The 15,053-nt window shown below is 39.1% G+C and carries 15 protein-coding genes; 10 read left to right on the top strand and 5 right to left on the bottom strand.

The window, feature by feature from the left end:
* The first annotated feature begins 147 nt into the window (after positions 1-147).
* The 3 genes from IEE83_RS21955 (at position 148) to IEE83_RS21945 (ending at position 3,398) form a co-directional block, all read left to right on the top strand.
* Positions 148-2,637 carry a serine hydrolase gene (locus IEE83_RS21955; protein ID WP_194122632.1) on the top strand — a complete coding sequence of 830 codons (2,490 nt, stop codon included), beginning with the start codon at positions 148-150 and terminating at the stop codon, positions 2,635-2,637.
* Between the two features lie 220 nt (positions 2,638-2,857).
* Entirely contained in the window at positions 2,858-2,986 is a 129-nt protein-coding gene (locus tag IEE83_RS33630; RefSeq protein ID WP_369009356.1) for a type II toxin-antitoxin system HicA family toxin, read from the top strand.
* 16 nt (positions 2,987-3,002) lie between these two features.
* Complete coding sequence (locus IEE83_RS21945; protein WP_194122631.1) at positions 3,003-3,398, top strand: type II toxin-antitoxin system HicB family antitoxin; 396 nt, start codon at positions 3,003-3,005, stop codon at positions 3,396-3,398.
* 71 nt (positions 3,399-3,469) lie between these two features.
* Here IEE83_RS21945 and IEE83_RS21940 read toward each other — a convergent pair whose 3' ends face one another.
* Positions 3,470-4,576, bottom strand: coding sequence for a lactonase family protein (locus IEE83_RS21940; protein ID WP_228101930.1), 1,107 nt, complete (start codon positions 4,574-4,576; stop codon positions 3,470-3,472).
* 25 nt (positions 4,577-4,601) lie between these two features.
* Entirely contained in the window at positions 4,602-5,342 is a 741-nt protein-coding gene (locus IEE83_RS21935; protein ID WP_194122630.1) for a carbohydrate-binding family 9-like protein, read from the bottom strand.
* A gap of 303 nt (positions 5,343-5,645) precedes the next feature.
* Between IEE83_RS21935 and IEE83_RS21930 the strand changes: the two genes are divergently transcribed.
* The 5 genes from IEE83_RS21930 to IEE83_RS21910 all read left to right on the top strand — a co-directional run bounded on the left by IEE83_RS21930 (position 5,646) and on the right by IEE83_RS21910 (position 10,388).
* Positions 5,646-5,870: a hypothetical protein gene (locus tag IEE83_RS21930; protein ID WP_194122629.1), complete on the top strand. Its 225-nt coding sequence runs from the start codon at positions 5,646-5,648 to the stop codon at positions 5,868-5,870.
* Between the two features lie 176 nt (positions 5,871-6,046).
* Positions 6,047-7,579 carry an MFS transporter gene (locus tag IEE83_RS21925; RefSeq protein ID WP_194122628.1) on the top strand — a complete coding sequence of 511 codons (1,533 nt, stop codon included), beginning with the start codon at positions 6,047-6,049 and terminating at the stop codon, positions 7,577-7,579.
* 96 nt (positions 7,580-7,675) lie between these two features.
* Entirely contained in the window at positions 7,676-7,927 is a 252-nt protein-coding gene (locus tag IEE83_RS21920; protein WP_194122627.1) for a DUF6814 family protein, read from the top strand.
* Between the two features lie 89 nt (positions 7,928-8,016).
* Positions 8,017-9,063, top strand: a complete 1,047-nt coding sequence (locus IEE83_RS21915; RefSeq protein WP_194122626.1) for an NAD(P)-dependent alcohol dehydrogenase — start codon at positions 8,017-8,019, stop codon at positions 9,061-9,063.
* A 140-nt stretch (positions 9,064-9,203) separates the two neighbouring features.
* Positions 9,204-10,388, top strand: a complete 1,185-nt coding sequence (locus IEE83_RS21910) for an acetyl-CoA C-acyltransferase (protein WP_194122625.1) — start codon at positions 9,204-9,206, stop codon at positions 10,386-10,388.
* A gap of 112 nt (positions 10,389-10,500) precedes the next feature.
* Here IEE83_RS21910 and IEE83_RS21905 read toward each other — a convergent pair whose 3' ends face one another.
* A complete protein-coding gene (locus IEE83_RS21905; RefSeq protein WP_194122624.1) occupies positions 10,501-10,998 on the bottom strand; it encodes a GtrA family protein in 498 nt (165 codons plus the stop codon).
* Positions 10,999-11,270: 272 nt separating this feature from the next.
* On the opposite strand from IEE83_RS21905, the gene IEE83_RS21900 reads away from it, so the two are divergent.
* Positions 11,271-11,780, top strand: a complete 510-nt coding sequence (locus IEE83_RS21900) for a hypothetical protein (protein WP_194122623.1) — start codon at positions 11,271-11,273, stop codon at positions 11,778-11,780.
* Positions 11,781-11,791: 11 nt separating this feature from the next.
* Positions 11,792-12,385: a hypothetical protein gene (locus IEE83_RS21895; protein ID WP_194122622.1), complete on the top strand. Its 594-nt coding sequence runs from the start codon at positions 11,792-11,794 to the stop codon at positions 12,383-12,385.
* Positions 12,386-12,412: 27 nt separating this feature from the next.
* Here the strand turns inward: IEE83_RS21895 and IEE83_RS21890 are convergent, their stop codons facing one another.
* Together IEE83_RS21890 and IEE83_RS21885 are read right to left on the bottom strand one after the other, a co-directional pair.
* The gene (locus IEE83_RS21890) at positions 12,413-13,435 is read right to left on the bottom strand and encodes an SMP-30/gluconolactonase/LRE family protein (RefSeq protein WP_194122621.1); all 1,023 of its coding nucleotides are present in this window, start codon (positions 13,433-13,435) and stop codon (positions 12,413-12,415) included.
* A 55-nt stretch (positions 13,436-13,490) separates the two neighbouring features.
* Positions 13,491-15,032, bottom strand: coding sequence for an alpha-amylase family glycosyl hydrolase (locus tag IEE83_RS21885; RefSeq protein ID WP_194122620.1), 1,542 nt, complete (start codon positions 15,030-15,032; stop codon positions 13,491-13,493).
* Positions 15,033-15,053 lie beyond the last annotated feature (21 nt).

Genomic DNA, 15,053 nt, shown 5'->3' with positions numbered 1-15,053 from the left:
TAAAAATATAGTTTGGTGATTGTTGATTTTGGTAATTTTTTATTTTGATAGGTTGAGAATTTAGTTGCTCCTGTTAGGAATTGAGGTTTAGCATGTTAATTTTAGCGTGTAAGATTTTTAGCATAACCCATACTCTCAAAATTCTGTATGAAAAAATTACTTCTGTTACTCTTCATTTTCCCTCTTTTCACCCAAGCCCAAATCACCCAAAAATCGGTAAAGATAGATTCTCTGCTGACCTATCTGCAAGAAAGAGATTTGTTTAATGGAACCGTGTTGATTGGCAGAAAGGGAAAAACGATTTTTAAGAAAGCTTACGGAATCACCAATACTCCTAATAATAAAAAACTTACAACCGCCTCCGCATTTAATCTCGCTTCGGTTTCCAAGCAGTTTTATACGATGATGGCAATGATTTTAAAAGAGCAAGGAAAGTTGAATTTTGACGATAAAGTAAACCGATATCTGCCCGAATTCCCGTATGACAATATCACAGTCCGTCAGCTCATGAATCACACATCCGGGTTACCGGAATATTTTGATTTTGCGCAGAATAATATGGGATTGCTGGATACGCTTACCAACGAGTCTTTATTGGAATTGATCGCAATTAAAAAGCCGGAACTGGTTTTTCAGCCGGGAGAGAAATTTGAATATTGCAATACCAATTATACCACATTGGCTTCCATCATTGAAGAACTTTCCGGAATTCCGGCCGATCGGTTTTTTAAGAAATATATTGCTGATCCATTAAAAATGACCAATTCCTATGTTTATACCTTGAAAATGAAAACCTATCCGCCAAGCCGGGTTTTTGGTTTTAAGATTGAAGGCGGGAAAAAAGTTTTGAATGATCTGGTGCGGTTTGATGGTGTGGTTGGAGATGGAAATATTTATTCGACTGTTGAAGATCTATATAAATGGGATCAGGCTTTATATACCGAAAAGCTGGTGAAAAAAGCTACTTTTCAGGAAGCAATAACTTCCGGAAAACTTAACAACGGCAAAGATATAGGTTATGGTTTTGGCTGGTTTATACCCAAACCGGGTGAAATCGTGCAGCATTCCGGTGGTTGGGTTGGGTTCAATACGATGATTGTAAGACATATTAAAGCCAACGAGACGCTGATCATTGTGGACAATTCCGGGAATTATCGGGCAGCCGGATTAGCTACAAGTCTTTTTGAAGGAAGAGCAATCAAGGTTCCTTTAACAAGTCTGATCAATAATGTAAATCTCATCGACGGAACCGGAACGGCAGGCAGAAAGGTCAGTGTGAGATTGATCGACGCAAAAATCCGTGATATCGGTGAGCTGACTGCTTATAAAAATGAGGAAGTAATTGATGGAAAGGGGAAGGTTTTGGCGCCTGGTTTTATCGATAGTCACAGTCATCATGACCGTGGACTGGAAGATAATCCTGAATCACTTTCTACGATTAGTCAGGGGATTACAACGATTGTGGTTGGCCAGGATGGTGGCGGAATCCCGATCGATAGCATTCAGGAAAGGATTAAAAACAAACCTATCAGCACAAATCTGGCAACGTATACCGGTCATGGTATGATGCGTTCAATGGCAATGGGGAATAAATTATTTCGTACTTCAAAGCCATCAGAACTGGATACCATGAAAAATATTCTGAGCAGAGAACTGGATAAGGGCTCACTGGGTTTGGCAACCGGACTGGAATATGAAGATGCATTTTATTCGAACCGCGACGAAGTTGTTGATCTGGCCAAAGTTTCTGCGTCAAAAGGTGGAAGATATATCAGTCACATCCGCAGTGAAGATATGAACTTGGAAGAATCCATCGACGAAATTATAAAGATTGGTAAAAGAGCGAAAATACCGGTTCAGATTTCTCATATGAAAATTGCTATGGTCAGTAAATGGGGAAAGTCTCATGATATTTTGGCACAATTGGCAGAAGCCAGATCCGAAGGAGTCAATATAACTGCAGATGTTTATCCATACCAAATGTGGATGTCGACGCCGCGGGTTTTATTCCCGAAAAAGGATTTCAAAAATGAAGAAAGCGCCATTTTTGCGACCAAACAATTATTCGATCCGGCGCAATCTTATATCACAAATTTTTCTGCCAATAAATCTTATGAAGGAAAAACAGTAACTGAAATTGGTCAAATGAATCAGGAAAGTCCGGCGAAGGCGTTAATGCGCATTGTGCGTGAAGCAGAAGAAAAAGATGGATCTTCGGTAATCGCTGCAACTTCAATGTCGGAAGAGGATGTCATTAATTTTCTGACCTGGCCAAACAGCAGCATTTGTTCGGACGGAAGTGTTGGCGGACATCCGCGCGGCCACGGTTCTTTTCCGCGGGTTTTAGGAAAGTATGTAAGAGAGCAAAAAATCATGTCGCTTGAAAATGCGGTTTATAAAATGACAGGCCTGGCAGCAGAAAATACAGGAATAAAAAACAGAGGTATTGTTACTCCCAATTATTACGCAGATCTGGTTTTATTTGATCCTGAAACGGTTAAGGATAATGCAACTATTGCTAATCCAAAGGCATTGTCCGATGGAATTTTGATGGTTTGGGTGAATGGGAAAGTGGTGTTTAAGGATGGGAAGGCGACGAATGTTTTTTCAGGGAGGTTTGTGAAGAGAGGGGAGTAGGGGAGAGATAAACGGAGGTGAATTAAAAGTAATATTTAAGAATAACAAAAAGTCTGCATTCACGATTTATATCGTGAATGCAGACTTTTTGTTATTGAATTATTGTTGAAAGGTATATTATTATATATCTTTGTGAAGGCACATACACTATTTAATTGTTAAGTTTAATATGAAATCCTCCGAATTTCACAGATTTATCCGGCGTAATGGTTGAGTACACATACGGACAAATGGTAGTCATTATATTTATGAAAAGAACGGACGGAGATATCCAGTCCCATTTCACGGATCAAATGAAATTTGGGAGGGATTAAGAAAAAAGATTGTAAAAGATTTAGGTTTGGAATAATTGATAAATCATAATCATGAAAAAAATTAAAATCATAATTGCCAGAGGAAAGGATGATTATGCAGCCTATGCTGAAAACGTGGAAAAGATTTACGGGATAGGAGATACTATTCAGGAGGCAAAAATGTCAGCTCTTAACTGCATTGATATTATTAAAACATTTTCTCCGGACAATATTCCGACAGCCTTGAAAGGTGATTACGAGATTGTCTGGAAATTTGGTGTTGAGAGTTTGTTAGAGTATTACAAAGGCATTTTTAATCAAACAGGAATTGCCAGATTAACCGGAATTAACGAGAAGCAATTGAATCATTATGCTTCCGGGTTGAAAAAACCTCGTCAGGCACAGATTAAAAAAATTGAAGCAGCCTTGCATCGACTTGGTTCTGAACTGCTGGCAGTAGAGTTGTAAATCTTAAAAAAATAAAGCCGCTAATCAGAATTTGAAATCAGATTAGCGGCTTTATCATTATCGTATTTTTTCTATTTCAAAAACAACTGCTTCACACAAACCGGCGTTGGAATACTAATCTCCTTTTCAGTATAAGTCAGCAACCCAGTTGCTGCGTTTCTCTTAAAGAAAACGACATTATTATTATCACGATTGGTAACGATCACCAATTCTCCCTTTGCGTCAACCATGAAATTGCGTGGATGTTTTCCGTGTGTTTCAGGGAAACCGACGGTTGTAAGTTTTCCTGTTTTTGAATCTACGGCATATACAACAAGACTTTCATGGCCGCGATTAGAGGCATAAAGGAATTTTCCATCCGGTGAAAAATGAATATCCGCTGCAAAGCTTTTTCCCTTAAAATCCTCAGGAAGCATGCTCACACGTTCGATAGGAACCAAGGCTCCTGTATTTTTAACAATTTGGAAACCATTAACCACCGAGTGCAATTCACAAGCAGAATAACCAAAATTTCCATTCGGGTGAATAGCAAAATGGCGTGGACCGTCACCTTCTTTTACTTCTGCATAGGGCACTGCGCCAGGCGTAAGTTTTCCGGTTTTTTGATCAACCAGATAAACCATGATTCTATCGATACCAAGATCCGAAGCATAAATAAATTTACCATCAGCCGAGGGAATAACCGAATGCATATGTGGTTTTTGAGATGCGGATCCTTTGTCCTGAATCTGGTCAGCCAGTTCGCCAATACTTCCGTCCGCATTCAATAAATAAACAGCCAGCAAACCGCTGCCGTAATTAGAAACATAGATAAATCGACCTTTTGGATCCACACTTACATGACAAGGACCTTTTCCAACAGATGATTTTTCATTGATCGGGGTAAGTTTGGCCGTTGTCTGATCAATTTTATAGGACGAGATCGTATTATTATCCTCATTGGCTGAATAAAGGAATTTTTTATTCGGGTGGAATTCCAGGAAAGAAGGACTGTTTTTATTAGTCAGTACTTGCAATTCCTTGAAAGACATATTACTTCTGTCAAACCCGTAAACATATATGCCCTCGCCTTTTTGCGTGTAAGTACCTATATAAAGAATTTCTCTGCTTGCGGGTTTCTGGGCAAAAGTCATGGTTGCTGCGATTAAACAGAAAATGGTAAGAATGGTTTGTTTCATGGTTTAGTTGTTATTGGATTAAATTTTATTCAAAAATGAGTGTGCCGAATTTCTTGAAATCATGGAAACTTCCGCTGGTTTTTTGCCAGGAATAATAAGCGGTTTCTTTATTGTCATAATCGATACGATAAAAATTTCCTCTCCATTTGTCTCCGGATTTTGGCGGAGCTTGTACAATCGGATTCATCAAAACATAAGGAATGAAAAATTCAGCTTTCCAGCCTTCCACGGCGGCCATGCTTTTCTTTTGTCCGCCTTGGGCACTTGTTTCGTGTTGTACCTTATTGCGATCATCGTAAAACCATGGTTTCCAGCCTTGTGCTCTTCCTTTAATATTGGGAACAAGAATCGCCAGTTCATAATTAAGCGGAGAAACTTCATATTCAAGATAAATCGGTTCGGAAGTGTCCGGCCATAGAAAAACTTCTACCACATCTTCTTTAAACAAAGTGCCAAAATCTTCAAGAATTGTAGCTGTCAGTCTTTTATCGGTGCAGTCAAACAGGAAGTAAATTCCTTTGTCTGAATGCATGATTTTCACTCTCGTAGGATATTGTTTTCCTGGAACAGGCTGATTGGGGCCTTTTTGAACATTTATATCGAACCAGCTCGCAGCTGCCCAGTTTGCTGCTGTACCTTCACCATTAACTTTGAAGTCGGTGGTTTTTTTTATAATAAGTGTGGAATCAGCCGTGCCGGCATTCACCGGATTTTGGTAAAAAACTCCGGCTGTTACTAAAAACAGGAGTGCAATTTTTTCTAGCATTTTTTCAATGGTTTAGGAGATTCGGGAAACAGAAATCCTCTCGGATTAAAGCAGGGCGGCAATTTCACGAGGTTTTTAGATAATACCAAATCTGAATGTTATTTCTGTTTCAAATCATAAGCTAACGAGCAGTTATCAAGTCCATAATAAATAGCGAATGAAAAAAACCATGCGTGTATCTTCTACAAAAACGGAAAAATCTCTACAATTAATAACAGGCCAGACGTGAATATTCACGGGAATGATTATTTGAAAAACCATTACAAATTAGTTTAGTAGTCAACCTTTTAAACTGAAAATATCATGATAACGAAAAGAAAAGATCCGGACATTTTAGATACAAGTAAACCAATTTTGGCTGCACCGATATATCCTGATTATCCGGAAAATACGCCGCAAGGCCGTATGCCGAAAGATGATCCGGAGTTGACAAGAAAATCGGATAAAGACGATGAAATTGACGTTACAGATGAAATTGTAGATGCGCCATTGGATAGTCTGGAAGATGACGACGAGGATGAATGGTAGAAGAATCATTGTCTGTATAAAATAATCAAGCTTTTTTAGGAGCCTTCCAATTTATTTGGGAGGCTTTTTGATTTTAAAATGAGTATTGAACCTGCATTTATGCCTTATTCTGCTAAATAAGCATTTGCCGTATCAGGCAAACCATCTCACGTTCAATACTTACCACTTGCTGATCAATGAGTACACCCAAAGACAACGTTACACAAAGCATCACAAAAGTGATTGCAGCCTCCTCACTCGGGACATTAATTGAATGGTACGATTTCTATATTTTCGGAAGTCTGGCGGTAATTATCGGTCATCAGCTTTTTCCAAGCGATGCCGGGGCCTCGGCTCTTATTAATACGCTGGCTATTTTTGCGGCCGGTTTTATAGTCAGGCCATTTGGCGCATTGGTTTTTGGTCGTTTGGGTGATTTGATTGGAAGAAAATATACATTTTTACTTACGCTCGTTTTGATGGGCGGATCCACTTTTTTGATCGGTTTAATTCCGTCATATTCCAGTATAGGTTACGCGGCACCTATTCTGGTTTTGATTTTAAGACTTGTTCAGGGCTTGGCACTTGGTGGTGAATATGGCGGTGCAGCAACTTATGTGGCAGAACATGCTCCCGCTGGGAAAAGAGGATTTTTTACAAGCTGGATTCAAACCACAGCAACTTTGGGCTTATTTCTTTCGCTGGGCGTTATCGTCGCTACAAAAAATATCCTTGGCGCTCCGGCTTTTGCGGATTGGGGATGGCGGATTCCATTTCTGTTATCTATTTTGCTTGTTGGCGTTTCAATTTACATCCGGATGAAAATGCACGAATCGCCGGTTTTTTCAAAATTGAAAGCTGAAGGGAAAATTTCTGCCAATCCATTAAAAGAAAGTTTTCAGAAAAAAGCGAATTTCAAAATGGTATTGTTAGCACTTTTCGGTGCGACGATGGGACAAGGTGTGATCTGGTATACTGGACAATTTTATGCTCAGTCTTTTCTGGAAAATACCTGCAAGCTGGATTTTAACGAATCACGATATATTCTGCTCTGGGCCATTTTATTTGCGACTCCATTTTTCGTAATCTTTGGTTCCTGGAGTGACAAAGTGGGGAGGAAATGGATTATGCTTTCAGGTATGCTGTTTGGGATTATATTTTATCGTCCTATCTATCAGTATTTTATCGACGCCACCGATGTCGGTGAGTTTCAGAAAACAGAATTAAAATCGTCATCTGCACCTGTCGTTACCAGAGAATTTTTAGCAGAAAAAGCAGATTCGCTGATTACTACCACGACCGTAAAAACATTAAATAACGGAAGTACTTTTAAGGAAATTAAGGCTGTTACTCTTCATGCTGACGAAACCTTACCGCCAACAGAAAAGATCTCTTTTGCTGACGTAACGTTACCAAACAGTACTTTCTGGATTATTGTTGCCCTTGTATTTTTCCAGGTTTTGCTGGTTACGATGGTTTATGGACCAATTGCTGCTTTTTTGGTAGAATTATTCCCGACACAAATCCGGTACACATCTATGTCACTTCCTTACCATATCGGAAATGGCGTTTTTGGCGGTCTTGTTCCTTTTATAGCCACATTAGTAGCCTCGTTTCAGGGTTCCACGCCATTGTCGGGTTTATGGTATCCAATTGGCATTGCTTCATTATCTTTTGTAATCGGCGCAGTTTATATTAATAATAAGGGGGACCGGGATGTAACCGACTAAGCTTTCGGTGGTCGGCTATCAGCTATCGGAAGTTGAGATTTCTAATATTTTTAGATGAAAGAAAGCATTATAACAGCTATCATTAAGCAACAAGATATGAATACTTTAAAAAGAATTTTGGGCGTTGTCTGGATCATTTTGGGTCCGACGATCATTTTATTTTTATTTATGCAGGCCGCAGAAAAAATTGCAGCCGCTGCGGTTGGAATAGCGCGAACGAATACCACTTTACAATGGTCGATCATCATTATCATATTTATCCCGATCTGCGCTGGACTTATGATTTTTGGTTATTATGGGCTAAAAGGAGAATATGACCGGCTGCCGGGGAATTCGGATGAGCTTTAAAACCGGCGGATTATTTTTAAATTAGGAGACTAAATTTTAGTAATTTTTCATCTCAAAATAATAACACAAAATCTTTAAAAACGGTCAAAATGATAGCTACAAAAGGATATGCTGTACACAGCAGCGATGATAAACTGGCTCACTGGGATTTTGACAGACGCGAAGTTGGTCCGAAAGATGTATTGATTGAAATTATTTTCAGCGGAGTTTGTCACTCCGATATTCATCAGGTGAGAGGTGAATGGGGAAATTCAACTTATCCAATGGTTCCTGGCCACGAAATTGTGGGCAAGATTGTAAAAATCGGAGATGAGGTTACCAAGTTTCAGGTTGGTGCTTTGGCTGGAATCGGTTGTATGGTGGATTCTTGTCGGGAATGTAATAATTGTAAAAGCGGACATGAGCAATTTTGTCAAAAAGGCCAGACTGTTTTCACTTACAATTCTGTGGAGAGAGATGGAGTAACGCCAACTTATGGGGGTTATTCAAACCAGATTGTTTGTGATGAAGCTTTTGTAGTAAGTGTTTCTGATAAACTTCCGCTTGAAGGAGTTGCGCCGCTTTTGTGTGCAGGAATTACAACATATTCTCCGCTGAAGAGATGGAAAATCGGACCGGAACATAAAGTTGCGGTTTTAGGTTTAGGCGGTTTGGGACATATGGCTGTTAAATTTGCAGCTGCTTTCGGTGCAGAAGTTACTATGTTGAGTACTTCACCATCAAAAGAAGCAGATGCCAAAAGACTTGGAGCGCATAAATTTTGTAACACAAAAGATGCGGCTCAGGTGAAGGAATTTACCAGCTATTTTGATTTTATAATCGACACTGTTTCTGCACCACATGATTATGATATGTATCTGAATATGCTGCATACTTTCGGCACGATGATCTGTGTCGGAATTCCGCCGGAACCTATTCATTTGAATGGTTTTGCCTTGTTAGGCCAAAACAGAACACTGACGGGTTCAAACATTGGCGGGATTGAAGAAACGCAGGAAATGCTTGATTACTGTGCAGAACATAATATTGTTTCTGACGTCGAGGTGATCAAGATGGATTATATCAATGAGGCTTACGAGAGAGTTTTAAAAAGCGACGTGAAATATCGTTTTGTGATTGATGTCGCCACGATTTAATCTTCCATCAATATAAAAAAAACGACCATAGAATAAAAACTTCTTCATTTCAGGACAGGTTTCTTATATTTATTGTTATACAGAAGAGAGTCTGGCAATAAACTTTGATTTGTCAAAATCAGATCAACAAAACTAAAAACATGAAAGAAGAAGTTTTTATTCTTGCTGCTGCACGCACAACGATCGGCAGTTTTGGCGGCTCGTTATCCTCCGTTTCCGCAACACGCCTTGGCGCCGCCGCGATCAAGGGAGCATTGGAAAAATCAAAAATTGACACGACTTCCGTTCAGGAAGTATATATGGGAAATGTGATTTCGTCCAATTTGGGACAGGCTCCTGCGCGCCAGGCTGCAATTTTCTCAGGATTATCTCCAAACGTAATTTGTACGACGGTTAATAAAGTTTGTGCTTCCGGCATGAAGGCGGTTATGCTTGGTGCCCAGGCTATTCAGCTGGGAGATGCAGAAGTTGTTGTGGCCGGTGGCATGGAAAATATGTCTCAGATTCCCTATTATCTGCCAAAAGCCAGAAATGGTTACGGTTATGGAAATGGAGAAATTATCGACGGTTTGGTAAAAGACGGACTTACTGACGTTTATGACCAAAGTGCGATGGGACTTTGCGGAGATAAAACCGCTTCAAAATATAGCATTAGCAGAGAAGAGCAGGACGAATTTGCGATCCGATCTTATAAATTAATTGCAGATTCAACAGAAAAGGGATATTTCAAAAACGAAATTATTCCGGTTGAAATCATTTCCCCAAAAGGCGGCCCTTCTGTTTTTGTTGAAGAAGACGAAGAATTCAAAAAGGTAAAGTTTGAAAAAATTCCATCTTTAAAACCTGCTTTTTCTTCTGATGGAACTGTTACAGCCGCCAATGCTTCGACAATTAACGATGGAGCAGCCGCATTGATTTTAGCAGGTTCAACTACCGTTTTGAATTCGAAATTAAAACCTGTTGCAAGAATTGTTGCTTATGCAGATGCCGAACAAGATCCTGCCTGGTTTACTACAACGCCGGTTTTGGCAACACAAAAAGTTTTGAAAAAAGCGGGATTGACGATTTCGGATATCGATTTTTTTGAGGTGAACGAAGCTTTTGCAGTCGTTGCCTTATTTTTTATTAAAGAACTTGGGCTGGATCAGGAAAGAGTAAATGTTTTTGGGGGAGGCGTTTCGCTTGGACACCCGCTTGGAGCGTCGGGAGCGAGAATTATCACAACATTACTTTCTGTTTTGGAACAAAAAAACGGACGCTACGGACTTGCCGCTATATGTAATGGAGGCGGGGGAGCTTCGGCTATTATTGTGGAAAAACTTTGATTATAGTCAAAAATATTCTTGCCACGAATACACCGCGAGGCTGACCGTGAATTTTACACGAATGACTTAGAAAACATTTGTGAAAATTCGAGTATTCGTGGCAATTTTTAAATTATCGGATAAGCACTTTTAGGCGGTTATAAAAACCTGTGCTTTTGAAAGTAAATGTTTTGTGAAGAATATAATTGCTGATAAAGCTAAAACCCATTCCCACGATATAGCAGGCCATTTCATTAACATTCACATGTTTTTTTGACCAGGGTAATAGGTAATTATATTGCTCAAAATAATTATCAGAAATAAATTTAGCTCCCGTTGAAAATATATATGTTACAAATCCTGAAAAAACGGCAACCATTAGAAATTTAACCATTTCCCGGTTTGTTTGATTCGTGTTACGGGCATTGAAGGCAAACAATTTGGTAAGTGCAAAGCCGACTACAAAAGAAGCTGCGTAAGCGGGTAAAATTGATTGCTGGAAAGTTAATCCAAACCAGTCTTTAAATAAACTACTGCAAAGTAACTGAACAACGGCGCCGGTCCCGGCTACAAGGAAATATGCAATTAAGTCTTTGGAATTAAAGATTTTACTCTTTTTATTATCAACCACAGGGCTAATTATTAGTTTAGAATAATGAAATGTCGGGTCAATATTAGAAATAAAATGATCCTGAAACAAAGGCAGTCAGATAATTTGATTTAAAGGAAACAATTTATACCTTTTCCCAGACTAGTATTTTTGTGACCAATCCGTTACTTCTTCGTCCTAATAAATATTCGTTTTTAGCTCTGGTTCGGTTTTATTAATGTGTAGTATAAGGGACTTTGGTTTGGGAAAACGGGGAAATTATATTCTAATATTTATTTTTTAGTAACACGTTTATGAAAAGATTTTTTTTACTTTTTGCATTGATTTTTTGTTTTTCAATAGCACAGGCTCAGCCTGAAAAATGGGCATTGGGTGTAAAAGTTGGTGAGCCGACAGGTTTCAATCTCCGAAAATATGGAGACAAAAATGCACTGGACATCACAGCAGGTACCTATTCAAGTTTATTGAAAAAGAAAGATTACCGCTCTGGAGAATATTCAAGTATAGGCTTCATGCTGAACGGCAGTTATTTATGGTTTGTACCTATGTTTAACGACAGAATGATTGCGTATGGCGGAGTAGGGGTTCAGATCAATTCAAGGAGATATTATCCCAATCCAAATATTAAAGAGGTACATACCAGTAATATTTCAACGGGTCCGTCATTCACGGGTGGTCTTGAATTTTTCTTTTCTCAAAAACCAACATCTTTTTTTGTTGAAGGCGGAGGATTTATAGAATTGCTTCCCAAAGTTTTCTATTTCAGTCCAAATTTGAATATTGGATTACGACATAATTTTTAATTAATACTGCCATGCGTCGTAACTTTTTTATAGCCGGAATTTCATTTCTTGCTTTGTTCAATATTTCCTGCTCAAATCTTAAAAGTAGTCTGAGCAAATCAGACGCTTCGGATTATAATAAACAGCAGCCCTACACAAGCTCATCCGTACAAAGAGATACGACGACTGTCATAAAATCCACAACATCATACAACACCGGAAAAGGAGATCAGTCGGAAATCAGATACAAAAAGGATTATTTAAAAACAGCAAATGAAACGGACCCGCGTGCTGGTTCGGATTCAAGAAGTATCAATAACGCTAATGCCGAGGCAAACCAGCAATTGATCAACCAATATGCTGAAATGGATAAATTGGGAGGTTTGGTACTTTACGAACTGGATATTGTGGAGCGTCGCAGAGATGTTTTACTGAATAAATTCAGATCTGCGTCAGCCTCGGAAAGAGAAGCATTGACAAACGAATTGAATACGCTTGACGGAAATCAGATTGCTCTTTATAAAGCTTATGTAAAAGTGTATAAAGAGGGAAAAACAGATTGGTCAAATGTTCACAAAAGCGTTGAAAATACACTTCTTAGTTTGAGAGGAATTGGAAATAAATAACATGGAAATCATTCCTTGTTATTTATTTTACCAGTTGATACCTTTCGTGCCGGTTTTTATTCTGCATAAATATCCATCGACGGTAATATAAAGTGTTGATCCGTCATCGCCCCAGGCGCAGTTGGATGCAAGTTCTCCGTCTGTTTCAATTTTGCCGAGCAGTTTTCCTTCAGGTGATAGAATCAATATGCCACCCGGACCGGAAGTCCAGATATTTCCTTCGACGTCAAGTTTAAGTCCGTCAGGTAAACCCTTCAAACCAGATTTACTCATCGGCGTTGCATCATAAAATAATTTGCCTTTTCCTACTGATCCGTCTGTCTGAACAGGATATGACATGACATATGCTTTTTCGGGATCTGACTGTGCGATGAAAAGTGTTTTGCCATCTGCGGAAAAAGCCAATCCGTTTGGTCTTGTCAAATCTTTAATTATTAGTCTGGTTTCGCCTTTTGGCGTAATTTGGTAAACACCAAAATAAGAAGTTTCCCGGCTGGAATCCATTTCATATTTGGCCAGACCATAAGGCGGATCTGTGAAATAAATGCTGCCGTTGGCTGGGTTTTGTAACACGTCGTTTGGACTGTTGAATCGTTTTCCTTCAAAATTATCTGACAATGTAACTTTTCCGCCACCATTTAAAGGCATGGCAGAGATCCGGCGGTCGCCGTGTTCACAGAAAATTAATCGCCCTTTTTTGTCGATGGTCAAACCATTGCTTCCCGGCTCATTACTATATTCGCCTAATCCGGTATAACCCGAAGGTTTTAGAAAAACAGATAATTCATTTTTCTCATCCCACTTGTAAACCGTATTTTTTGGTACATCTGAAAAAAGTAAATAAGCGCCGTTTTTCACCCAAACCGGACCTTCACACCACACGAATCCCGTTGCTATCACTTCCAGGTTTGCGTTTTTCGGAAGTAACTTTTCCAGTTTTGGGTCATTTACAATGATCTTTCCAAGTGTAGGATAAGTTTTTTGCGCAAAAGCGGAAATTGATAAAACCAGAAATAGGAAGGTAATGAAAGATGTGAGGCGTAGTTTCATTTTTATAAAATTATCCGGGACTATCAGTAATTCTTTATAAAGATGAATGTGCCGGTCAAACTACTGTTGGTAAAGTAATACCTGATATCGGCGCTGATTTTTCCTTTAAAATCAAACTTCCATAAGAAGTAAGTTCAAGTATTCCATTTTCCAGAATTGAAGATTTATTGGTTGAAAAAATTATCTCCTGAAAATTTAATTTACTATCAGGAAGTGTTATCTTTTTTATCTCGCTGCTTAAATTATGAATAATAAAAACCGGCTCTGTTTCATGTGTGCGAACATAAGCGAGAATTTCATTGTCCAAAGATTCGACTTCTTCAAGATTTGGCTTTAAAATTTGTCCAAGAGCCGGAACCGTTTTTCGTAAATGAATCAGCTTTTTGTAATGTGAATAAATAGAATCAGGATTATTTTCCTGAATGGAAAGTGGCTCAATCGTTTTTAGCGTGGAAAATTCTGCTTTCAGCCAATTGGTTTTTACTGGATCCGTTTCATTTTCTGACCAAAGAAAAGGTTCGCGGATATATGGATCCGGCTTTCTTCCGAGCATACCAATTTCCTCGCCATAGTATATATAAGGTTGTCCGGGCAAGGTAAGTAAAAGTGTAGCGGCCAGTTTTATTTTTCCCAAATGATTTCCAACGACACTTCCAATCCGATCCTGATCATGATTTGTCAGCATGATCGCGTCAATAAAATCAGGATTGAAAACTTCAAACTGGGAATAACTTGCCAGTAATTGCTGGATTAAATTTTCATCCTTTTCCTGAATAACAATCCGTTGCAACGCAAAACTTAAATCGAAATGAAAAGTGGCGTTGAGATTTTCCAGATAAGGTGCTACTTCCCAGGTTTCCGCCCAGACTTCCGCGACGGTGTAAGCATCTGGCTTCGCCTTCTGTACAACGCCATTAAAATATTCCCAGAAATCATGATTTTTATCTTTTTCCCAAATCGGGTAAATATGCCTGGCAGCATCGAGGCGAAATCCGTCAATACCAATTTCTTCAAGCCAGAAAGTGATGATTTTCGCCAGTTCTTTTTTTAGCGGCTCCGAATCATAGTTAAGATCCGGCATGCCTTTCCAGAAGAGTCCATAGTATTTTTCATTATCTCCCGGTATCTCATGCCAGGGGTAAACTTCATCCGAATCATCCGAAGTTTGTCTTTTGGCAATGCCAAGTTCTTCAATTTTTTCAGGAGACAGCCACCAGTAAAAATGGCGAAAAGGATTTTCCGGACCTTTACTCGCTTCCACAAACCAGGAATGATAGGTGCTGGTGTGATTGACGATCAGATCAAGATAAACAACGATATTTCTGTTATGAGCTTCGGTAAGCAGTTGTTTGAAAATTTCTATTGTCCCGAATTCCGGTTCGATTCCGTAATAATCGACAGGATCGTATTTATGATAACTTGGTGATGGATGAATAGGTGTGAGCCAGATCGCCTCAATCCCAAGATCGGCCAGATAATCCAGTTTTGAAATAATACCGTTCAAATCTCCTATTCCATCTCCGTTCGAGTCACAAAAGGACCGGACGAATATTTCATAACAAACTTTGGGAATAAATTTCGGGAGATTGGGATGCATCAGATTTTGGACATGTGATCG

The organism is Dyadobacter subterraneus, from assembly GCF_015221875.1.
Classification (GTDB): Bacteria; Bacteroidota; Bacteroidia; order Cytophagales; family Spirosomataceae; genus Dyadobacter; species Dyadobacter subterraneus.
Note: the sequence above shows the minus strand (reverse complement) of the source record. Positions and strands in the feature narration are given on the sequence as shown.